21 protein-coding genes, 1 tRNA gene and 1 pseudogene are annotated in these 21739 nt (G+C 65.3%); 4 read left to right on the forward strand and 19 right to left on the reverse strand.

Annotation, left to right across the window (positions count from 1 at the left end):
* The 4 genes from AC5Y21_RS09890 to AC5Y21_RS09905 form a co-directional block, all read left to right on the forward strand.
* The coding region (locus tag AC5Y21_RS09890) for a peptidoglycan recognition protein family protein (RefSeq protein WP_499911816.1) at positions 1–691 on the forward strand (691 nt) is incomplete at its 5' end.
* A 35-nt stretch (positions 692–726) separates the two neighbouring features.
* Entirely contained in the window at positions 727–978 is a 252-nt protein-coding gene (locus AC5Y21_RS09895) for a YdeI/OmpD-associated family protein (protein WP_499912063.1), read from the forward strand.
* Between the two features lie 87 nt (positions 979–1065).
* Positions 1066–1752 carry a VldE C-terminal domain-containing protein gene (locus tag AC5Y21_RS09900; protein ID WP_499911818.1) on the forward strand — a complete coding sequence of 229 codons (687 nt, stop codon included), beginning with the start codon at positions 1066–1068 and terminating at the stop codon, positions 1750–1752.
* 92 nt (positions 1753–1844) lie between these two features.
* Positions 1845–3401, forward strand: a complete 1557-nt coding sequence (locus AC5Y21_RS09905) for a succinic semialdehyde dehydrogenase (RefSeq protein WP_499911819.1) — start codon at positions 1845–1847, stop codon at positions 3399–3401.
* Positions 3402–3419: 18 nt separating this feature from the next.
* On the opposite strand, the gene AC5Y21_RS09910 is transcribed toward AC5Y21_RS09905, so the two are convergent.
* The 19 genes and pseudogenes from AC5Y21_RS09910 to AC5Y21_RS10000 form a co-directional block, all read right to left on the reverse strand.
* Positions 3420–3833 carry a PIN domain-containing protein gene (locus AC5Y21_RS09910; protein WP_499911821.1) on the reverse strand — a complete coding sequence of 138 codons (414 nt, stop codon included), beginning with the start codon at positions 3831–3833 and terminating at the stop codon, positions 3420–3422.
* Positions 3830–4084, reverse strand: coding sequence for an AbrB/MazE/SpoVT family DNA-binding domain-containing protein (locus AC5Y21_RS09915; protein WP_499911822.1), 255 nt, complete (start codon positions 4082–4084; stop codon positions 3830–3832). Before AC5Y21_RS09915 ends, AC5Y21_RS09910 begins: the two co-directional genes overlap by 4 nt.
* 70 nt (positions 4085–4154) lie before the next feature.
* Positions 4155–4493: an STAS domain-containing protein gene (locus tag AC5Y21_RS09920; protein WP_499911824.1), complete on the reverse strand. Its 339-nt coding sequence runs from the start codon at positions 4491–4493 to the stop codon at positions 4155–4157.
* Positions 4493–6958, reverse strand: a complete 2466-nt coding sequence (locus tag AC5Y21_RS09925) for a SpoIIE family protein phosphatase (RefSeq protein ID WP_499912065.1) — start codon at positions 6956–6958, stop codon at positions 4493–4495. The genes AC5Y21_RS09920 and AC5Y21_RS09925 overlap by 1 nt, the downstream gene beginning before the upstream one ends.
* Before the next feature lie 227 nt (positions 6959–7185).
* Positions 7186–7572: a hypothetical protein gene (locus AC5Y21_RS09930; RefSeq protein WP_499911825.1), complete on the reverse strand. Its 387-nt coding sequence runs from the start codon at positions 7570–7572 to the stop codon at positions 7186–7188.
* A 170-nt stretch (positions 7573–7742) separates the two neighbouring features.
* Positions 7743–9122, reverse strand: a complete 1380-nt coding sequence (locus tag AC5Y21_RS09935; protein ID WP_499911826.1) for a phosphatase PAP2 family protein — start codon at positions 9120–9122, stop codon at positions 7743–7745.
* Between the two features lie 285 nt (positions 9123–9407).
* Positions 9408–9481, reverse strand: a tRNA-Pro gene (locus AC5Y21_RS09940).
* A gap of 213 nt (positions 9482–9694) precedes the next feature.
* On the reverse strand, positions 9695–11086 hold the full coding sequence (der, locus tag AC5Y21_RS09945) for a ribosome biogenesis GTPase Der (protein WP_499911827.1): 1392 nt from the start codon (positions 11084–11086) through the stop codon (positions 9695–9697).
* Complete coding sequence (gene cmk / locus AC5Y21_RS09950) at positions 11083–11766, reverse strand: (d)CMP kinase (protein ID WP_499911829.1); 684 nt, start codon at positions 11764–11766, stop codon at positions 11083–11085. Before cmk ends, der begins: the two co-directional genes overlap by 4 nt.
* Complete coding sequence (locus tag AC5Y21_RS09955) at positions 11763–12518, reverse strand: pseudouridine synthase (protein ID WP_499911830.1); 756 nt, start codon at positions 12516–12518, stop codon at positions 11763–11765. The genes cmk and AC5Y21_RS09955 overlap by 4 nt, the downstream gene beginning before the upstream one ends.
* Positions 12515–13208 (reverse strand): annotated as a pseudogene (scpB, locus tag AC5Y21_RS09960) (SMC-Scp complex subunit ScpB). Before scpB ends, AC5Y21_RS09955 begins: the two are co-directional and overlap by 4 nt.
* Positions 13209–13258: 50 nt before the next feature.
* The gene (locus tag AC5Y21_RS09965) at positions 13259–14086 is read right to left on the reverse strand and encodes a segregation/condensation protein A (protein WP_499911832.1); all 828 of its coding nucleotides are present in this window, start codon (positions 14084–14086) and stop codon (positions 13259–13261) included.
* A complete protein-coding gene (locus AC5Y21_RS09970; protein WP_499911834.1) occupies positions 14083–14946 on the reverse strand; it encodes a ParA family protein in 864 nt (287 codons plus the stop codon). The genes AC5Y21_RS09965 and AC5Y21_RS09970 overlap by 4 nt, the downstream gene beginning before the upstream one ends.
* Positions 14947–15064: 118 nt before the next feature.
* Entirely contained in the window at positions 15065–16150 is a 1086-nt protein-coding gene (locus AC5Y21_RS09975) for an AbrB family transcriptional regulator (RefSeq protein WP_499911836.1), read from the reverse strand.
* Complete coding sequence (locus AC5Y21_RS09980) at positions 16151–17218, reverse strand: PrpF domain-containing protein (RefSeq protein WP_499911838.1); 1068 nt, start codon at positions 17216–17218, stop codon at positions 16151–16153.
* Between the two features lie 88 nt (positions 17219–17306).
* Complete coding sequence (xerD, locus tag AC5Y21_RS09985) at positions 17307–18260, reverse strand: site-specific tyrosine recombinase XerD (RefSeq protein ID WP_499911840.1); 954 nt, start codon at positions 18258–18260, stop codon at positions 17307–17309.
* A complete protein-coding gene (locus tag AC5Y21_RS09990; RefSeq protein WP_499911841.1) occupies positions 18257–18880 on the reverse strand; it encodes an NUDIX domain-containing protein in 624 nt (207 codons plus the stop codon). The genes xerD and AC5Y21_RS09990 overlap by 4 nt, the downstream gene beginning before the upstream one ends.
* Positions 18873–20624 (reverse strand): CTP synthase, encoded by a 1752-nt coding sequence (pyrG, locus tag AC5Y21_RS09995; protein WP_499911843.1) that lies wholly within the window; start codon positions 20622–20624, stop codon positions 18873–18875. The genes AC5Y21_RS09990 and pyrG overlap by 8 nt, the downstream gene beginning before the upstream one ends.
* A gap of 159 nt (positions 20625–20783) precedes the next feature.
* Positions 20784–21728, reverse strand: a complete 945-nt coding sequence (locus AC5Y21_RS10000; protein ID WP_499911845.1) for a copper transporter — start codon at positions 21726–21728, stop codon at positions 20784–20786.
* Positions 21729–21739 lie beyond the last annotated feature (11 nt).

The raw sequence follows: 21739 nt of genomic DNA on the forward strand, positions 1-21739 counted from the left end.
GAGTTCGAGCCCCAACCCGGCCACCACTGCACCTGGCAGCGCCGGCATCAGTTCCGCCCCAAGCCCGCCGCCTGCGCCCACCGTTTCCCCCACCACGCAAACGGCGGCCGTGCTGTTGTGCCGCGATGCCTGGGGAGCCCGTCCCGCCCGCCCCGGCGGCAGGGCTCACACGCTCACCCGGATGACCATCCACCACTCGGGCGTAGTCCTGGGTGACAACCGCAAGGCCCCGGCGCGCTTGCGCCAGCACCAGCGCTACCACCAAGACCAGCTCGGGTGGATTGACATCGCCTATCACGTCAGCGTCGACCGCAATGGCGACATCTACGAGTTGCGCACGCCCACGTTGGCGGGCGACACCGCAACGGACTACGACACGACCGGCCACTTCCTCGTGCTCTGCGAAGGCGACTTCGACGTGGAGGATGTGACTGAAGCCCAACTCAACGGAGCCGCTCTGGCGTTTGCCTGGGCCGCACAAACTTTCGGGTTGGCCAGCGACACCCTGGCGGGCCATCGCGACGTCGCGCCGGGCACCTCTTGCCCGGGGGCGAACCTCTATTCCCATCTCACGTCGGGAAACCTCAAACGCCGCATCGACGGTCTACTGGCTGCCGGCGGTGTGAATCTGCAAAAACTTTGTGGTCCCGACGCGGCTGCCGTCGTCGCTGATATCGAAGCAGGACGCTGACGGAATCCAGCTACCCTGATCCGGTGAGCCAACGAATCCCCGGTGGGGTCGTGCACAAGCTACCTGCCGACCTGCGCGAGACCCTGATCGCCAACACCACGGCGCTTGCCGCCTGGAAGGACATCACGCCGTTGGCGCGCAACGAGTTCATCTGCTGGGTCGAGGATGCCAAGCAAGAGGTCACCAGAAAGCGCCGCATTCGCCGGACCAAGGAGGAGCTGGAGGAAGGCCAGCGCCGGCCCTGCTGTTGGCCGGGCTGCAAGCACCGCGAGCGCACCGGCCGCTGAGCACCGCGCAGATGTTTTAGATGTTTTGGACACCAAGAGATAACAAACATTGCCCCACGCGCCCCACACGACACTAAAGTGCTGTTCGTGAGCAGAGACCTATTAGCCAATGGCCGGGGCCGTTGGCTGGCGATCGCGGCCTCGCTCGTCGTCTCTGCCGGCATGATCTACGCCCAGAGCACCAAGCCGGCCTGCTGCGCTCAGGCCCCGGCGGCAACACCGACCAGCCAGGCGAGCCCGGCAGCCGCGCCGTCCGCGGCGCCGCACACCGCCAGTCCCGAAGAGGTGCAAGCGTTGGCGGCATTGGCGGCAACCGCGCCGACCAGTGCCCAGGATTTCCAGTTCGCGTTATCTCCCGGCGTCGCACCGGAAGGTGGTTTGCAGATCCACACCATCTGGGCGGCCCGCGTCATCAGCGTGCTGTTTCCGCAGATCTCCACGATCGGCGGGTTCCGGCAGGATCCCTTGCCGTGGCATCCCAACGGGTTGGCGATCGACGTGATGATCCCCGACCATGGCAGCCCTCAGGGCATCGAGCTCGGTAACCAGATTGCCGGGTATGCCCTGGCCAACGCGAAGCGCTGGGGAGTGAACCACGTGATCTGGCGGCAGAAGATCTACCCGGGCGTCGGCGCCGGCAGCTGGACGGCGGACTACGGCAACGAAACCGCCAACCACTACGACCACGTTCATATCGCCACCGACGGCGGCGGATACCCAACCGGGCACGAGGTCTACTACATCAACTCCATGCGCTTAGCCGCGCCGCATTGACCTCCCACTGGCTTTTCGACGCTGGTCGACCCGGTATCGCAGGCCTATAGTCTGGTGCTTTGGACGCCTGTGCTTCCTGGGGAGGTAACGACATGCCTGCACCGTCCGCCGAGGTCTTCGACCGCTTACGTCAATTGGCCGCAATCAAAGACATCGCCGCACGCCCGACCAAGACGATCGAGGAGGTCTTCACCGGCAAGCCGCTGACCACGATCCCGATCGGCACCGCCGAGGACGTCGAGGCCGCATTCGCCGAAGCTCGTGCGGCACAGGTCGATTGGGCCAGACGTCCGGTCGGCGAGCGGATCGAGGTCGTCCGCCGCTATCGCGACCTGGTCATCGAGAACCGCGGGTTCCTGATGGACCTCCTGCAGGCCGAGGCCGGCAAGGCCCGGTGGGCGGCGCAGGAGGAAATCGTCGACCTGATGGCCAACGCGAACTACTACGTGCGGGTGGCCGCGGGCCTGCTGAAGCCGCGTAAGGTGCAGGCGCTGCTGCCGGCAATCGGCAAGACCACGGTCGGCTATCAGCCCAAGGGTGTGGTCGGGGTGATCTCGCCATGGAACTACCCGATGACGCTCACGGCGTCGGACTCGGTGCCCGCACTGCTCGCGGGCAACGCGGTGGTGCTCAAGCCCGACAGCCAGACGCCGTATTGCGCGCTCGCGTGTGCCGAGCTGTTGTACCAGGCCGGCCTGCCGCGGGCGCTGTATGCGATCGTGCCCGGCCCAGGCTCCGTCGTCGGCACGGCAATCACCGAGAACTGCGACTACCTGATGTTCACCGGCTCGTCCGCGACGGGCAGCCGACTCGCGGAACATTGTGGCCGGCGGCTGATTGGCTTCTCGGCCGAACTAGGCGGCAAGAACGCGATGATTGTGACGCGGGGCGCCAACCTCGACAAGGTCGCGAAGGCGGCCACTCGCGCGTGCTTTTCGAACGCGGGCCAGCTGTGTATCTCCATTGAGCGGATCTACGTCGAAAAGGACATCGCCGACGACTTCACCCGCAAGTTCGGTGATGCCGTCCGGAACATGAAGCTCGGCACCGCCTACGACTTCTCTGTCGACATGGGTAGTTTGATTTCCGCCGATCAGCTGGAGACGGTGTCACAACATGTCGACGACGCGACGGCCAAGGGCGCCAAGGTGATTGCGGGCGCCAAAGCCCGACCCGAGATCGGACCGCTGTTCTACGAGCCGACGGTGCTGACCGACGTCACGCCGGAGATGGAGTGCGCGGCCAACGAGACGTTCGGGCCGCTCGTCTCGATCTACCCGGTCGCTGACGTGGACGAAGCCGTCGAGAAGACCAACGACACCGCGTACGGGCTCAACGCCAGCGTATGGGCACGCTCTACCGCAGAGGGTCAGGCGATCGCAGGCCGGTTGCGGTCCGGGACGGTCAACGTCAATGAGGGCTACGCGTTCGCGTGGGGCAGCCTCAGCGCCCCGATGGGCGGGATGGGAATCTCGGGTGTCGGCCGCAGGCACGGCCCCGAGGGACTGTTGAAATACACCGAATCGCAAACAATCGCGGCCGCGCGGGTATTCAATCTCGATGCGCCCTTTGGCATTCCGCCGACTCTTTGGCAGAAGTCGCTGTTGCCGATCGTGCGCACGGTAATGAAGCTTCCCGGCCGGACGTGAGTCGGACGTGATTTAGCCCTACGACTTCGGCACCAGTCGGGCCGATTTGGTTTGGCCGGCCAACTTCCTATCGAAGGTCCACAATGGCTGTGAGTTCGACAACTCTGCGTACGTCGCCATACAGCAGTCTTCGAACGACAGTTTCGGGTGTTCGGTGAAGAGCGGCAGGGCGCGCTTGAACATGACACGATTGCAGTCGATTTGGGTCAATGACATAAGGCCCTCGATCGCCTCGGCTGCGGCTGCGAGGCTGAATTCGTAGTGGCGGCACAGAGCGAAGACGACCTCGATGACCGCGATGTCCGACACGACGAATCGCGCATCAGAACTTTCAATCAGCGCAACTGCCGCCGCATGCTGGTCCCGAACATCGTTGAGCAGCAGCCGTAGTACGACATTGGCGTCCAGCGAACCGCCAAACGTAGGGATCACCCCCGCGGCTCATGCCGGGACTGGTAGAAGTCATCGACATCCAGCAACGGCCGGGTGCCCGGCTTGATATGTCGACTGACGCGTTCGCTCAACTCGTTGACACTCGGCGGTTCGGTGATGATGAGTTCACCTCTGTCCTCGTCCAGATGCGCGCGCAACACCCCACCCGAGTCGGCCAGACCAAGCCGACGACGAACGGCGACCGGGAGCGTCGTCTGCCCCTTCCTGGTCACGGTAATGGTGAAATCCATCTTCATTACCTTACCCGTTCTTCATTACCTACGCCTCAATGTAATCGGAATCCCGGCCTGATCGTCGGGCTCAAGGAACGCCGTTAGCAGGATTTCGCTGCGGCGCAGGTTGGATGCTGACGAGTTCGGTTAGCCCGCTGATCCGGAGCGTCGGCATCAGCAGCGGGTGAGCGATGAGGTGGATGCGGTCGGCGCGGCTGAACAAGGCGTTGATGGCGGCACTGTCCAGGTACTCCACCGCGCTGAGATCGACGGTAAGCCTTCCACCGCTGCCGGCCGCCTCGGCGGTGGCGGCCGTGAGGGCTTGGGTGAATGCGTCGATGTTGCTCAAGTCGATTTCCCCGGCTGCGATCAGCACGAGTTCCCGGTCGCTGCAGTGCGCGGTTTCGAGGGTGAGCGACGTCGGCATCAGGTGATCCTCGCCAATAGGTGGACTGTGGTTCCGGTGCGGTCGGGGTGGATGGTCACCTCGTGCATCAGCCCTCGCATGAGGGCAATACCCCGGCCGCGATCGAGGTCGGTACCCGGTTGCGGAGGCTTCCACGAGCCGGTGTCAGTGATAGTCACTTGCACACGGTCGACCAGTACGGTCGAGCACAGGCTGATCGCGCCCTCGGGATTGTGGCGGTGACCGTGCTCAATCGCGTTGGCGACGGCTTCTCCGGCGGCGACGAGCACGTTCGTCGTCTGGTCGGGATCCATCCCGGCTCGCGTCAACCAGTTGCGCAAAGCCGTACGGGCAGGTGCAAGCTGGCTGACGTCGGCGGCGAAACTCAGCTCCAGCGGGGCGGGATGGCGGTAAAGCAGAAGGACAACGTCGTCCTGATAACCGCCGCGTGGGGCGAGCCGGGACATAATCTGGTCCGCCAAAATGTCGAGTGTGGTGGCCCGGCCGTCGCGAACGAGAGCGGAGACACGGGAGATGCCGTGCTCCAATGCACTGCGGCGACGTTCGACCAGACCGTCGGTGTACAGCAGCAAGGTTGCGCATGCGGGCATGGTCACGTGGGCTTCGGGGCGGGTCCACTCAGGTCGTATTCCCAACGCAATGGTGTGGCCATCGTCGAGCATCTGGATGGTGCCGTCCGCGTGGACCAGGATGGGCGGCGGGTGCCCCGCGCTGGAGTACACCAGTTCGCCGGTGGCGGGGTTGAGCACCGCGCAGACGGCGGTGGTGCCCGGGGCGCCCGGCAGGCGCGCGGCGAAGCGGTCCATCCCGCTGAGAGCCGCACCAGGGCTTGGGTTTTCGAACAGCAGGGCGCGGCAGGCGCTGCGCACCTGGCCCATCACGGTGGCGGCGGAGAGGCCATGGCCGACACAGTCCCCGACAACAAGGGCGATGCGCCCGTCCTCCAGGTCGACGACGTCGTACCAGTCACCGCCGACCTGTAGCGGCCGGGTGGCGGCCTGATAACGCACCTCGAACCCGCGCGGTAGCTGGGCCGGGCCCAGGATGGCGTGTTGCAGCGCCAGGGCGGTTTCGCGCTGCTGGTCAACCTGATGCACCCGCTGCAGCCCCTGGCCCAGGCGGCCCGCCAGCACGGTCAGCAAGGTCTGGTCCTCGAGAGTGAATGCCCGTTGCTCGGCCAGATCGAGCCAGACGACGAGCACGCCCTCGGGGTGTTGCAGCGCGATGCCTGCCGTCCCCGGCTGTGTTGTGTTCGGAGTGAGCAGGTCGCCATCGCGCAATGAGCCGAGCATCTGCCGCGTATCGGATGGCAGGTCGGCCCACTGCGCGGGCTCCCCGACCGACACCACCTGCGGTGCGCGAGAAGCGGTTTCCACGGACGAACGCTGGGTCGGGAAGGTGACGGCGAGAACTCGACGGGCCCGCCATAGTCGGCGCAGTTCCTCGGCTGCCGCGTTCACTGCGTCATCGACGGTATCGGCTTGGGCGAGTTCCTGGTTGAGTGCATGTTCGCGACCTGCCGCCAGCGCCAACGCAATTGCGGCGTGTCCGGCGAAGTCACTGACGAGGTCGAGGTAGTCGTTGCCGAATGGCGGCTGATGCGGGTGGCGTGCGACAGCAATGACACCAAGCACCCTCTCGTCGGCGACCAGCGGCATGACGATCGCCGAGCGTTCACCGACATCGGTGAACCCTTCGATCGGGTATTGGAAGGAATCGGTAATGAGCGGGAGACCGCGACGGGCGACGCCTCCGGTGGTGGAGCCGTCCATCGGAACCTGCCGACCAATCACCTCCGAGGCGTAGCGACCCGCCGTAGCGGCCACGACAAGGGCGTCGACTTCATCGGCGGGCAGATCTGGCTCTCGCGGAACCAGCAGGATCGCCTGCTCAGCACCCGCCAACTCCAGCGCCCGGTTCACAATCAGCTGCAACGGCCCCGTCTGCGGGTCGCCGGATAGCAGCGCGGTCGTTATCTCACGACTGGCCTTCGTCCATTTCGCCGATTCGCGTTCTCGCTCGAAGAGCCGCGCGTTGTCGATTGCAGCCGCCGCCGCTGTGGCCAAAGCCCGAACCGCGCCCTCGTGAAAGTCGGAAAAAGCTTTGTCGGGCCGGTCGTCGGCGAGGTAGAGGCTCCCGAAGTCAGCGACCCGCACGATGATCGGTATTCCCAGCAGTGCTCGCATCGGCGGGTCGTGTGCCTGCAGCGCGGTGGCCGATGGATGACCATCCAGATCATTGACGCGCAGTCCATCACCTACCGGCAGATCGCCGAGTCGCCGCGTTGTGTCTTCGTCGATTCCCGAGCGGACGAAGGAAGCCAGGGCGCCGTCGGAGGCGCGGATACCCAACGCTCCGTACCGGGCATCGGTAAGCTCCATCGCCGCACTGACGATTCGATGCAACGTCACGTCTAGGTCCAGATCCGAACCGATCTCGACGATCACTCGTACCAGTTGTTCCATCTGGTCGCGAGCTGCTGCCAGCTCGTCGAGCTGTTCATGCACTTGGCTCACCAGCTCGCGCCGGTCCAGCCGTATAAACGCTTCCCGCCGCCGTCAGCCATGGCGACAAACCTAATCGGTGAGGTGTGCTGTCGATACGGTATTTGTTCACGCTGGCGGGGCCGAGGAGTCGTTCGTGAGCGACGGAGTTACCGGGCTGCTCTGGGGAATCAACCGCTAAGACCGGATTAATCCGACGACTTGTCGGAGTCCTTGGAGTCGTCAGATTCCTCGGAGTCTTTTGGCTCGTCGGAATCGTCCGACTCGTCGGACTCGTCGGAATCCTTGGACTCGTCGGACTTGTCCGACTTGTCGGACTTGTCGGAGTCCTTGGACTCGTCGGACTTGTCGGACTTGTCGGAGTCCTTGGACTTGTCGGAGTCTTCGGATTTGTCGGAGTCCTTGGACTCGTCGAGTTTGTCTGCGTACTTCGTCAAAAGCCCGGCGAGTTCACGGGCCTCCTCAGGTGTCAACAAATCGTCGAGTAATTGCTCGTCGCTCTCAGAGATGCGCTCGAGGTAAACCGCGTTTTCCTTGGAACCGACGTCCCACCGGCCCCCCTCCTGACGAACCATCCGATGCCGCCTTCCGACTAGTGAGCTGATTGCCAACCTGACGCGCTACTGCGTTGTTTACCCATTTCTGCTGTCACGCAACGGGCATGATTTTGTCGGCCGCGAACGCGCTGCATAACCGGCCCCAGTAACCACCATGACGGAGCTGAAAAGGATCGTGGCAGTCGGCGCTAAAGCCGGCCCGGCCCGGTCTCGGCTAAGGGCGCGGGTTCCCCAGCCATCATGGCCGCGGCGAAGCCGCCGCGAACGGACAGAGTCCTAGCTTCCATAGACGCGGTTGGCCGGGCAAAGAAGGTCGCGTAGAAGGCCGTGATGAAAACCATCGTCGCCCCGACGATGAGCGGTCCGAAAAGCAGCGGATGGCGTGCCATGGCCTCCGCGAGATAACGGCAGCACAGCAACAGGACTGTCAGGAACGCCGCCCCAGAGGCCACCAGCCCCATCGACGACCAGATCCGGCCACGCAAGGGTTCGCGCAACACCGCTTCCACCGTCAGGCACAACACCGCGCCCGCCACGAGGTCGACGCCGTAGTGGTAACCGAAGCCAAGGGTCGCTGCGATGGTGCACACCAGCCAGAACGTGCCGCCCGCGCGTAACCAACGTGGTCCGCCACGGGAATGGATGAAGACCGCCAGTGCCCAGGCCGTGTGCATCGACGGCATGCAATTACGCGGAGTCAGGTCGTCGAAAGCAACGGCTCTCGGCGAGACATTGATCGGCGGCAACGCGTGTGGCCAGTAGTCGCCGACTTGGAAGCCTCGGCCCGCGCCCCCGAACGCGAATTCGGGGCCTACTAACGGGAACAACAGGTAGATCACGGGCCCGATCAGTCCGAGCACCAGGAATGTCGGCACCAGAAAGTGACGCGGCCAGCCGAGGGTGCCGACGTTGCGCAGCTGGTATATCGCAACCACTAGTGCCGCGATGGGCAACTCGATGTACACCCAGTGAAGCGCGGCGTTGAGAACCGGACCGCCTGAGTGGACGAGCCGGCCGAATAGCCACGATGGTTGCGCGAGCGCGTGATCGGCCAAAAGCGCGTATTCGTCGAAGACCATTGGCCGAATAATCGCGGTGATCCGCAACCAGCTGTCGCCGACCTTCGTCGCGATGATGAGCAAAACGCCGAAAGCGACCCCACGGTAGGCGGCGGTGGGTTCGGCTTTTGCCCAGCGTCGCAATGCCACGACAGCCAAGGCGGTGAGCACGATCAGCGGCCCGTTGCCGAATGCCAACACACCACCGCGGAACAACCTCTCCGCAGTGAATACGACATCGAGAAAGACGGCCGCCGACAGCGCGACGATCCGGTACCGGTTAGACAATCCAGCCATGGCCAGACCGAAACCAACCCACGACACGGTGGCCGACTTCGGGGTGGCGACGTAGTCGCTGATCAGACTGTGTAGCGGACCCTGAAATCCGGCGCCGCTCGCAATGACCTGCAATCCGACGAGCAACACAAGAATCGCCGCGACGGCGAACGCCGGCCAGGTGCGGGTCAGTTGGACACGCACCGGCGCTCGTCGCACATCGCCGATGAACACCCGCAGAATTTTAGGTGTCAGATCGGCGCCACAGGCGCTAATCGCTCAGGAGGGTCACCACGGTGTGTCGACGCGAAGCCGCGCTCGGCAGCTCAGACCAGGGCAGATAACGCCTGTCGGGCTGACAGTGTCTGGTTTCACGACATAGTTGGCAGCTGTCTCGCGACATAGTTGACACCTTCTGCAAGTGGGGAGGTCAGCCATGTCGAAGGCGCAGCTCATCAAAATCAGGTGTAAACAGTGTCTCGGGACACCTGTCATCGATGTCCCGAGACATGACCTGCGTCGGGCTGACAGGATTTGAACCTGCGACCACTTGACCCCCAGTCAAGTGCGCTACCAAACTGCGCCACAGCCCGGATCGCCGCCTCGATCACCGGCAGCAGGTCGACAGCCTACCGCAGCCGAACTGTCATCCTGCTACGGACCGCGAGCGCACAATTCGCAAATCTACGGGCAATGCGATCGCCGAACGTGCATCCACCGTGAAAAAGCGGCCCGATTTCGCAGCCAGTGCACGCTCGGCGCCAAAACAGAACCCGGCGGCACGACGGCGGGCCGATAGCGACTACCTAGCGGCGTTTGGCTGACCGCTTCTCGCGCACCCGCACATTGATCCGGATCGGGCTGCCTTCGAACCCGAACGCCTCGCGCAGCCGTCGTTCCAGGAAGCGTCGATAACCGGCCTCCAGAAAACCGCTGGTGAACAGCACAAACGTCGGCGGCCGAGCGGTGGCCTGGGTGGCGAATAGGATTCGCGGCTGCCTGCCGCCGCGCACTGGAGGCGGCGTGGCCGCCACCACTTCTTTGATCCACGCGTTGAGCGGACCGGTTGCGATCCGGGTGTCCCACGACGCCAGCGCACTCTCCATCGCGGGCACCAGCTTTTGCACCGCCCGCCCCGTCTTGGCGGAGACGTTGACCCGCTGCGCCCAGCGGACCTGCACCAGTTCGCGATCGATCTCCCGCTCCAGCAGCTCGCGCCGGTCCTCGTCGACCAGATCCCACTTGTTGTAGGCCAGCACCAGCGCCCGTCCGGCCTCGATCACCATGGACAGCACCCGCAGATCCTGCTCGGTGAGCGGCTGCGACGCGTCGATCAGCACGATCACGACCTCGGCCAGATCGATGGCCCCATGCGTACGCACCGACGCGTAGAACTCGTGCCCGCTGGCCTGTCCCACCTTCCGGCGCAGGCCGGCGGTATCGACGAATCGCCAGACCTTGCCGACGAGTTCGATCAGCGAGTCCACCGGATCAACGGTCGTGCCGGCGACTTCGTGCACCACCGAACGCTGGTCGCCGGCCAGCTTGTTCAGCAATGAACTCTTGCCCACATTGGGCTTGCCGACGAGCGCCACCCGCCGGGGACCGCCGCCGCGCGATGCCGATTCGGCCACCTCGGGCAGCGCGGCCAGCACCTTGTCGAGCAGGTCGGCCACGCCGCGACCGTGCATCGCGCTGATCGCATACGGTTCACCCAGCCCCAGCGACCACAATGCCGCGGCGTCGGCCTCAGCCTTGTCGCTGTCAACCTTGTTGGCGGCCAAGAAGACTGGCTTGCCCGACCGAAGCAGGATTCGGGCCGCCGCCTCGTCGGCGGTGGTGGCACCGACGGTCGCATCGACCACCAGGATCACCGCATCGGCGGTGCGCATAGCCACCGACGCCTGCTCGGCCACCAGCTGTTGTAAGCCCTTGGCGTCGGGCTCCCATCCACCGGTGTCCTGGACGACGAACCGGCGGCCGGTCCACAACGCGTCGTAGGAGACCCGGTCTCGCGTCACGCCGGGAACATCCTGCACGACGGCCTCACGACGGCCAAGAATCCGGTTCACCAGCGTCGACTTGCCGACGTTGGGCCTACCCACCACCGCCACCACCGGCGCCGGCCCAACCTCGACTTCCTCCGAATCGCTTAGCTGCCAGTCGCTTTCGTCGGCCCAGGTACCGTCCTGGGTCACCGCACCGCTCCGCTTCGCTGCCTCACCAAGTCCAGTAGATGATCGATCACTTCGGCTTCGGTCATGTCGCTGGTGTCGACGATCACCGCGTCCGAAGCCGCTCGCAGGGGCGACACCGCCCGCGTCGAATCGAGATGATCGCGGCGACGCACATCTGCCAGCACGCCGTCATAGTCGTCGGCAAGCCCCGCCGCAACGTTCTGGTCATTGCGTCGCCGGGCCCTAGTTTCGGCCGAGGCGTTCAAAAAGATCTTCACCGGCGCGTCGGGCAGCACCACGGTTCCGATGTCGCGGCCTTCCACGACCACGCTGCTTGCACCCGTTGCCAGTTGGCGCTGCAGCTCGACTAGCCGGGTGCGCACAGCCGGAACGGAGGACACCGCAGAAACCGCGCGGGTGACGTCGTCGCCTCGAATTTCCGACGAAACATCTTCTCCGGCAAGGTAACAGCGATCCCCGTCGGGATCATATCCGACGGACAACGGCACATCGCACACGCTTTGCCCGACCGCCTCGGCGTCCGTCGGGTCAATTCCGGCGCGCAGCACCGACAGCGTCACAATCCGGTACATGGCCCCGGTATCCAGGTAGCGAGCCCCTAACGCACGTGCTAATCCCCTTGATACAGAAGACTTTCCGGTCCCGGCCGGGCCGTCGATCGCCACTACTACGTCACTCACAGGCCCACCGCCCTGTAAAGCTGCCCGATCTCGTCATGACGTAAAGCCCGGATGCTGCCCGGACGCTGCTTTCCCAGCGACACCGCACCGATTTCGGTGCGCACCAAAGACTCCACCGGAAAGCCCGCCGCGGCCAGCAGCCGACGCACAATGCGGTTGCGTCCTTCGTGCAATGTCAACCGCACCAACGTCTTTCCCGGAATGCTGTCCACCACTGCGAAATCGTCGACACACGCCGAGCCGTCATCCAACTCGATCCCCTCCCGCAGCCGCTTACCCAGCCCGCGTGGCACCGATCCCGTCACCGTCGCCAGATACGTCTTGGGCACCTCGTGAGAGGGATGCATCAGTCGGTGCGCCAACTCGCCGTCATTGGTCAGCAGGATCAGCCCTTCGGTGTCGGCGTCCAACCGTCCGACGTGAAACAGCTTCTTCGTGCCCCGAACCCGGCGCTCGACCAGATCGCCGATACACGGCCGGCCGCGATCGTCCGACATCGTGGAGTGCATGCCGCGCGGCTTGTTCAGCGCCAGGTACACCAGCGAGTCGTCGACCACCACCCTGGCCCCGTCGACGCGGATCACCGACGTGTCCGGGTCGACCCGGGTACCCAGCTCGGTGACCAGCTGACCGTCTACCTCGACGCGACCTTCGACGATCAGCTTCTCGGCGGCCCGCCGCGACGCAATCCCGGCCTGGGACAACACCTTTTGCAGGCGCGTTCCGTGAATCTCTTCCGGCAAGACCATCAATCCTGGTCCACGTCGAACGCTATGGTGTGCTCTGCCGACTGACCGCCGTTTGATGAAACGTGGCTCGCTGTCCAGGGATTCGCTCAAATCCTCGATGGTGTCGACGTCGGGAAGCAGCGGTGCGATATCCGGGAGCTCGGTCAGCGACGACAACCCCAGACGCTCGAGGAACAGCTCGGTGGTGACGAACGTCGCCGCCCCGGTATCGGCGTCGGAGCCGGCTTCGGTGATCAGGCCGCGGGCCAACAGGGTCCGCATAACGGCGTCCACATTCACACCGCGAACCGCGCTCACTCGCGCACGTGTGACGGGTTGGCGGTAGGCGACCACAGCCAGCGTCTCCAGCGCGGCCCGGGTCAGCTTGGATCGCGCCCCGTCCAGCAGCAGCTTCTCCACGTAGGGGGCGAAGCGGGCGCGCGTGTACATCCGCCAGCCCTCGCCGGTTTTCCGCAAATCGATGCCGCTGTCACGTTCGGTGAGTTCGTCGGCCATCTGTTGCAGCCTGGCCGCGATCCGGTACACGGGTTGCTCGGTCGCCGCTGCCAACGCCTCAGCGGTCACCGGAGTGTCCACCACCAGCAACAACGCTTCCAGCGCCGACCCGAGCTCTTCGGGATCCAGCGCTTCAACTTCGGGGGGCTCAGAAGCGTCCGGGATGTCCAACTCGAGATCGGGCTGTACGTCGGACATCGAGCGCCGCTCCTCCTCATCGCTTCGCTCTGCATCGTCGCCGGCGCGGGTCATGATTCGTCTCGCACTTCGCTGGTCGGCCGTTCCCCGGTCCACGAAACCTGGAGCAAGCCAAGCGGCTCGGACTGCTCGAATGCTACCGCCCTGGATCGATACAACTCGAGCAGCGCCAGGAAACGCCCGACGACCTCGATCGACGTCCCGCAGTCCGCGACCAGCTCGGTAAACGACGCCCAGTGCCCGCTGCCCCGCGATTGCAACATCCCCAACAAGTGCTGGGCCTGTTCGGCAACCGAGATCTTCACCTCGTGCAGATGTTCGGTGTCGACCACCGGGACCGGCCGCGGGATAAACGCGACCGCCGCGATCTGGGCGAAGCGTTCGGCGTCGACGCCGAGCATCACCTCGGGCAGCAAGCCGGCGAACCGGTCTTCCAGCGACACCGCGCGCGGGTAGCTGCGCAGCGCGGCGGCCTCCAGCTCAGCGAACATCTGCGCGACGTGCTTGAAAGCGCGGTATTGGAGCAGCCGCGCGAAGAGCAGGTCACGCACCTCCAGCAGCGCCAGATCTTCGTCGTCGTCGACCTGCCCGGCCGGCAGCAGCCGGGCGGCTTTGAGATCGAGCAAGGTCGCGGCGACCACCAGGAACGCGGTGGTTTCCTCCAATCCCAGTTCGGAACCGATCTGGCGGGTGTACGCGATGAAATCGTCGGTGACTTGGTGCAGCGCGACCTCGGTGACGTCGAGGCGGTGGGCGAAGATCAACTGCAGCAGCAGATCGAACGGCCCCTCGAAGTTGGTCAGCCGGACCCGAAAACCGTCGGGAGAGCCGCTCTGCTGTGCCGACTCACCGTTCGCAACGTTCTCAGGGGCCGTCACGCGCCGAATCGGTGGATGAATTCGCGGGCCAGCGAACGGTAGGCGATTGCCCCGCCCGACTTCGGCGCCCAGGTGGTGATGGGTTCGCCCGCAACGCTGGTTTCCGGGAAACGCACTGTGCGGGTGATCACCGTGTCGAACACCAGGTCGCCGAACCGCTCCACGACGCGGGCCATGACCTCGCGCGAATTGACGGTCCGCGGGTCGTAGCGGGTGATCAGGATGCCGCTGATATCCAGCTTCGGGTTGAGACGGTCACGCACCTTGTCGACGGTGTCGGTCAGCAGCGCCAGACCGCGCAGCGAGAAGAACTCGCACTCGGTCGGGATGACCACGCCGTCGGCGCAGGCCAGCCCGTTGACGGTGAGCAGGCCCAATGATGGTTGACAGTCGATCAGGACATAGTCGTAGCGATCCAGCACCGGGTAGATCGCCCGGGCCACCGTCTGCTCCCGACCCACCTCGTTGACCAGCTGGATCTCGGCGGCCGAGAGATCGATGTTGCTGGGCACCAGATCCATGTTCTTGACCCGGGTGTGCAGCAGCACGTCGTCGATTGACACCCGCGGCTCCACCAGCAGGTTGTGGATAGTCTGGTCCAGTTCGTAATGCGGCACACCGAGGCCCGCCGAAAGCGCGCCCTGCGGGTCTAGATCCACCAGCAGCACCCGGCGGCCGTACTCGGCGAGCGCGGCGCCCAGGTTGATCGTCGATGTGGTCTTCCCGACGCCGCCTTTCTGGTTACACATCGCCACGACCTTGGCCGGGCCGTGCGAAGTGCGCGGCTCGGGCTCCGGAATCGCCCGCGGCGGCCGTCCGGTCAGGCCGATCTCGGGAGCGCTGTCGGGTTGGTCGGTCATGCCCCGTCGCTCGCGGTCCAACGCTTCGAACGCTGAGGTAGTCGAGGTGTTCGGGAGGTGAACATCGCAGGAAAGTCTAACGGGTCCGTCCGCCGGCGCCGGGCGACCCGCAGGCATTTCAAGCAGCGAATACCCGCGACGAGCTGCGCGGCGGAGAGAGCATCGCCGGCGCAGGGGCCGACCGAAGCAGTTTGGTGCCGATGACGGCGACCAGATACATGACCAGCAGACGAAATACCTGCATGGTCACCACGACGGGCGCGGCTCCCGAGTCCGCCGCCGTCGCCAACACCGCGTAGATCCCACCCGGAGTGGTCGCCAGGTAAGCCTGCGGAAACGACAGGCTTGTCCACGACGACAGCAGGACCGCCAAACCGAGGCATCCGCCAATCGTCACGCTGATAAAAGTGCAGGTCAGCGGCAACAGCCGGGCAAACTGCCGGATGGCGCCGCGAGTGAACGAGCCGCCGGCCTGCCAGCCGATCACGACAAAGGCGGCGGTGCTGACCACGGGCGGAAGGCCGAGCGCGAGGTGGTGGTGGCCGGCTGAGGCGATTGAAGCGATCGGCAACCCGACCAGCATGGGGCCCAGCAGGAACGGCGCCGGCCATTTCAGCTTCAGCGCGGCATACCCGCCGCCGAGGATGACCACTGTTGCTACCGCCGCGGTGATCACCGGAACACCTCCGCCTTCGACATGCGACGCGACGGGTGCTGCGCCGGCGAGCTTGAGGACGACGGGAAGGGTCAACGTCACCACCACCAGCCGCAGGTATTGCGACAACGCCACGTACCGGTGGTCCACTCGCAAATCCGGCGCCATCGTTGATATTCCGCTGGCGCCACCGGCCAGCGTGGACAGCAGCGCAGTCGCCGGCGACAGCGTCTTGGCGGCCCGAACCAAAACGAGGGTGCACAACAAGCAGACGATCAGCGTGGCGCCTGAGCACGCAGCAGAGATGCCCAGGTAACGAACCATCGTCGGGGCGGCCTGCTCGGCCAGCGGCGCGGTGGCCAGCAAACCGATGCACCCCTGCGCCGGTCGCAGCACGATGCGGGCTGGTGTCAGCTGTCGGCCCGTCAGCACCGCCACGCCTCCCGCACTTAGCAGCGCCGCGATCAGCCATCCCGACGGCACCAGCAACGTCAAGAACAGCCACCCCAGCGCTGCCGTCAGGATCAGCGTCCACATCCCGGCCCGCATTCAACCGGTCTTCCGGCTCAGGTCGGCAAATACATAGCCGTCGAACAACTTCCGTGCGGTGCTGCGCGCCGCCGCGCTAATCCCGAAATCTGCACCGCGACGGGTGATTTCGATGCTCATCGTACCCGCCGGATGCTCGATCGCAATCGAACCGGCCTGGAACGGTCGTGCAAGCAGTCCTGCGACGACCGTCTCGCGGACGGTGGCCGCAGTCGCCAGACAGATGGCCCCGGACACCGCGTGTGCGGGATGGCAGCTGTCCGGCACGAAGTAGCGTGAGCGGATATCGCCGCGAGTCGACTTGGACACCAGCATGACTTTCGGCAGCACACATCCTCGGGCGTCGCCTAGGCCCATCGCCGATGCGGCACGCAGACGCACAAATTCCAGCCGCTCCAGCATCGCTCGATCGCTATTGAGTTGCTGCGGCGATTCGTCGCCGGTCAGGCCGAAGTAGCCAGCCTCGGCGACTACCGCGCACACTCCGGCGTCGATCGCCGTAATCGCCACTCCCCCAACGTTGTCGACCGCATTTCCGGTGGGAAACAACATACCGGTCCGGCCGCCGCAGAAGTCGCTGAACACGGTGTCGATCGGAGCCGCGCGGCCGGGCACGCCGCTGATCTCCCAGCGGCCTTCATAGCCGACGCAACCGTCGGGTGTGGGTACCGAAACAACCACCGTCGCACCGGTATTCACCAGACGCACCCGCACCGCAGTGTGTCCGTCGGTGGCCACGACGAGACCGCGTTCGATCGCGAACGGCCCGACCCCGGCGAGTAGATTCCCGCACGTCGGTGTCCAGTCCACCCGCGAGGTCGCGATATCAATTTGAGCGAACAGATAGTCGACGTCGCAGTCCGGCCGACTCGAGGGGCCGACGATTGCCACCTTGCTCGTCGTCGAGCCGCCGCCACCGAGCCCGTCGATCTGACGCCGATCGGGAGACCCCATCAGGGCCGGAAGCAGCACATCCGGGTCGAAGCCGGTCGCATCCAGATCCGACTTGAGTAGGTAGACCCCTTTGGAGGTCCCGCCACGCATCATCATGGCGCGCAAGGAGATCACTCCATGTGCTTACGGGGTGAAGCGGCGCGCGTGCAGTCAGCGATCCACAGGCCTTGACAGGTAACCGCGAGCCTGTTGCGGACGCCGCCTACTGCGCGCGCGGGTGGGCACCGGCCCACACTTCGCGTAGCGCGTGCACGGTGACCAGGGTGTAGATCTGCGTCGTCGTCACCGAAGCATGGCCGAGCAGCTCCTGTACCACGCGCACATCGGCGCCGCCCTCGAGCAGGTGGGTCGCGAAGGAATGCCGCAGCATGTGCGGCGAGACGCCCGAGGTGATCCCGGCACGCTCAGCGGCGTCCTGCAGGACCTGCCATGCGCTTTGCCGGGACAACCGGCCACCGCGCGCATTGAGGAAGATCGCCGGCGTACCACGGCCGCGGCGTGCCAACTCCGGACGTCCCCGCACCAGATAGGCGTCCAGCGCTTGCACGGCGGGGCGCCCCACCGGCACCAGCCGCTGCTTGCCACCCTTGCCTCGCAGCAGCACCGACCTGGCCTCGGTGTCGACGTCGCCGACGTCGAGACCGACGGCCTCGGAGATGCGCGCTCCGGTGGAATACAGCAGTTCCAGCAGCACCCTGTTGCGCAATGTCAGCGGGCCGTCGGCGGGGCTGTCCCCGCCGGCGCCCTCCAGCAGGGCCAGCACCTCGTCGATGGTCAGGCTCTTGGGCAGCCGGCGGCCCGGCGTCGGCGGCCGGACGGAGCGGGCCACGTCCAGTTCGGCCAGCCCTTCGGCGGCGGCGAACCGATGCAACCCGCGCACCGCGATCAGCGCCCGGGCCGCCGACACCGCCGACAGCGCCGCCGTCCCGGCCTCGGGATCGCCGCGGCGCAACGCCACCAGGAATTCGCTGACATCTGCCTCGCCGACCTTGGCCAGATCGTGAATGCCGCGGTCCGACAGGTGCTTGGAGTAGCGGCGCAGATCGCGACGATACGAGGTCAGTGTGTTGGCCGCGACACCCCGCTCGATCGTCAGATGGTCGAGGTAATCCTGCATCTGCGACTCCAGGGCCGCTGTCACCCCCGTCGTCGTCATGGGGCGGCCTGCCGGGCCGCGAACGTTGTCGGCCTATCGGTCCAGGGGCTATCCAGCGGCCGCGGCTCGGCGAACCCGGTGCTCACCGCTTGGGCGGCCAGAATCCCCGCAACGGCAATGGCGTTGACGATTTCGCCGCTGAGCACTTTGCGGGCGGCATCGGCAAGGCGATACCACTGCAACGTCATGTCGGCTTCTTCGTCGTGCGCTTCGGGCCGGTCGACTTGGCTGAGGCCGGTGGCCAGGTAGACCCGCACCGACTCGTCACTGAACCCTGGCGTCGAGTTGAGATCGACGAGCACCCGCCAGGTGGTGGCCTGCAGGCCGGCCTCCTCCTTGAGCTCCCGGGCCGCGGTGAGATGCGCCGCCTCGCCGTGCACGTCCAGCAGCCCGGCGGGCAGCTCCCACAGCCGACGGCCGAACGCGTGGCGGTATTGGTAGACCATCAGGAGGTTGTCGTCGTCGTCCAGCGCCACCACGGCCACCGCCCCGAAGTGCTCGACGACTTCCCTGGTGACCACTTTGCCGCCCGGCATCCGAACCTGGTCCCGACGTAACGCGAAAATCTTTCCGGTGTGCAGAGTTTCGGACGATGTCGTCTCGAAAACGTGCTCAGCCACGGGCAGCGGGTTCAGGTACCGGCTGTGCGACGCCGTCTCGGTGCTGGTTTCCGTTGGACGCTTGCTCGGGGATCTCCACCGGCAGCAGTTCGACTTCCTTATAGGCGATCGCAGCCCCGACGAACGCGGCGAACAGCGGGTGCGGCCGGGTGGGCCGGCTCTTCAACTCCGGGTGCGCTTGGGTGCCGACGATGAATGGGTGGACGTCCGGCGAGTATTCGACGAACTCGACCAGATGGCCATCGGGTGAGGTTCCCGAAATCTTCAGGCCGCTTTCAGCGATCCGGTCGCGGTAGGCGTTGTTGACCTCGTAGCGATGCCGGTGCCGCTCCGAAACCTGGGTCGTGCCATACGCTTGGGCCACAATCGAATCCGGTTCCAGTACGGCCGGATAGGAGCCCAGCCGCATGGTGCCGCCAAGATCGGCCTCGCCTGCCACAATCTCCTGCTGGTCGGCCATCGTCGAGATCACGGGATCCGGTGTGGCCGGCTCGAATTCGGCTGAGTTAGCCTCGGTGAGACCGACCGAGCGGGCGGCCTCGATGACGATGCACTGCAGGCCCAGACACAACCCCAGCACCGGCAGGCCGTTCGCCCGTGCATACCGGATGGCGCCGATCTTGCCCTCGATTCCGCGAATCCCGAACCCGCCGGGGATCAGCACACCATGAATGTCAGCCAGCGCCGCGGCGGCAGAACTGGCCGTCGCGCAGTCGTCGGAGGCCACCCAGCGCATCTCGACCTTCGCGTGGTGCTTGAATCCGCCGGCCCGCAACGCCTCGGTGACCGACAGGTAGGCGTCGGAAAGTTCGACGTACTTGCCCACCAGGGCAATTCGCACGGTTTCGTGTGGTTCGTGCACCCGACGCAGCAGGTCGTCCCATTCGGTCCAGTCGACATCGCGGAACGGAAGGTTGAGTCGCCGCACCACATAGGCGTCCAGTTCTTCGCGATGCAGCACCTTGGGGATGTCGTAGATCGACGGCGCGTCCGGGGTGGAGATGACGCCGTCGATGTCGACGTCACACATCAGCGCGATCTTGTCCTTCAGCGCTTCGGGAACGTTGCGGTCGCTGCGCAGGATGAGCGCATCCGGGGTGATACCGATGCTGCGCAACGCCGCGACCGAGTGTTGGGTGGGCTTGGTCTTCAGTTCGCCTGACGGCGCCAGGTAGGGCACCAGCGACACGTGCAGGAAGAAGACGTTTTCCCGGCCGAGGTCGTGACGAACCTGCCGTGCCGCCTCCAGAAAGGGCTGCGATTCGATATCGCCCACGGTACCGCCGATTTCGGTGATGACGACGTCCGGGCGGTTGCCGTCGGCATCGGGCTGGGCCATCGCCAGGATGCGCCGCTTGATCTCGTCGGTGATGTGCGGAATGACCTGGACAGTGTCGCCAAGGTATTCACCTCGGCGCTCCTTGGCGATAACCGTCGAATACACCTGCCCGGTAGTAACATTCGCCGACCCGGACAGATCGCGATCGAGGAACCGCTCATAGTGACCGACATCGAGGTCGGTCTCGGCGCCATCCTCGGTGACGAAGACCTCTCCGTGCTGGAACGGGTTCATGGTGCCCGGGTCGACATTGAGGTATGGGTCAAGCTTCTGCATCGTCACATGCAACCCACGGGCGGTCAGCAACTGGCCCAGGCTGCTGGCGGTCAGGCCCTTGCCGAGCGAGGAAGCCACCCCACCGCTGACGAAGAGGTGCTTGGTGGTGGTTTGCGGGTGCTTTCGCAAATGCGACCTCCGTGAAGACGGGCAGGGCTTGATTTACCTGGGGACATACCAGCTGGGCCTGCCGACCCACGGAAACCCACCCTAACACCCGGTACGCCGCGCTGCGGCGAACACGCCCGGCAAACGGATACCGCCTGCTACTGGGGCCGTAAAGCGGCCCTAATTCGCCACCGTGACCGACGTGGCCGCGTGTCCGGTGCCGTACTGGCCGGTGTGGCCGCCGTTGATCAAGTCATGAAGGGCCAGGATCGCCGTGATCCGCCCGTGCTCGGATTGGACGTCGTCGACGGTGCTGACCGTGCTGGCCATGCCACCGTCGGCGCGGGTTACCGCGACCGCGGCGGTGCCCGTCGCCGAACCGTCCCGGCCGGCGAGCACGGTGCCGGACCCGTGTGGCGCCAGCGCAGCGGCGAACCGTGCCACGCTGGCTCCCTGATTACCTGCATCCGCCGGAAGACCGCCCCCGGTGACGACGATGGCGGCGTTCGCCGCAGCGAAGTGGTCGCTGGGCTGATAGGTGATGAAACCGGTGTCGCGCAGCGCCGCCAGCACGGTCGCGCGCTGCGCCTCGTCGACCCCGGGTACCGCGGGGTTGTTGTTGATCAGCAGGGCGATGCCGAGCAGGTCGCCGGCCTGCGAACCCTGGTCCACCAACTTCGTGCTCAACTGTGTGCCGGCCGGCAGAATCGACGAGTTCACCACGGTAAGCAGTTTTTCCGCCGAGTTGGCCTCGACGAACTCCTGGGTCAGCGACACCGTGCCGGTGACCGTCCCGCCCGCCTGGGCAACGATTTTCGACACTGCGGCGATGTCGTCGTCTTTTGTGTCCGGGGTGCGGAAGAGAACAATCGACTTGCCCGCCAGCGCGTCGTGCACTATCCGGCCGACCAGCTGCCGATCGAAGTTATTTGCCGCACTGAGCTTCTCGGCCAGCGCATTCTTCTGGTCGTTGAGCCCGTTGATCTGCGTGTGCAGGTCGCGCTTCTCGTCACGCAGGCTGGACAACAGGGTGTCCGACAGGAAGCCGGAACCCAGGACCACCCCGATGGCCAGCGCGAGGAAGACCGCGGCCATCGAGATCGCATGTTGGCGTAACGAGATCATGAGAACACCGT

This window comes from Mycobacterium sp. NGS41 (assembly GCF_059812725.1).

Bases quoted from the DNA above. Each gene is read 5' to 3' on its own strand.
- AC5Y21_RS09925 (WP_499912065.1), bottom strand. From the start codon at position 6,958: ATGGAACAACTGGTACGAGTGATCGTCGAGATCGGTTCGGATCTGGAC.
- AC5Y21_RS09915 (WP_499911822.1), bottom strand. From the start codon at position 4,084: ATGGATTTCACCATTACCGTGACCAGGAAGGGGCAGACGACGCTCCCG.
- xerD (WP_499911840.1), bottom strand. From the start codon at position 18,260: ATGACGACGACGGGGGTGACAGCGGCCCTGGAGTCGCAGATGCAGGAT.
- AC5Y21_RS09920 (WP_499911824.1), bottom strand. From the start codon at position 4,493: ATGCCGACGTCGCTCACCCTCGAAACCGCGCACTGCAGCGACCGGGAA.
- AC5Y21_RS09930 (WP_499911825.1), bottom strand. From the start codon at position 7,572: ATGGTTCGTCAGGAGGGGGGCCGGTGGGACGTCGGTTCCAAGGAAAAC.
- AC5Y21_RS09970 (WP_499911834.1), bottom strand. From the start codon at position 14,946: ATGACCGACCAACCCGACAGCGCTCCCGAGATCGGCCTGACCGGACGG.
- AC5Y21_RS09905 (WP_499911819.1), top strand. From the start codon at position 1,845: ATGCCTGCACCGTCCGCCGAGGTCTTCGACCGCTTACGTCAATTGGCC.
- AC5Y21_RS10000 (WP_499911845.1), bottom strand. From the start codon at position 21,728: ATGATCTCGTTACGCCAACATGCGATCTCGATGGCCGCGGTCTTCCTC.
- AC5Y21_RS09975 (WP_499911836.1), bottom strand. From the start codon at position 16,150: ATGCGGGCCGGGATGTGGACGCTGATCCTGACGGCAGCGCTGGGGTGG.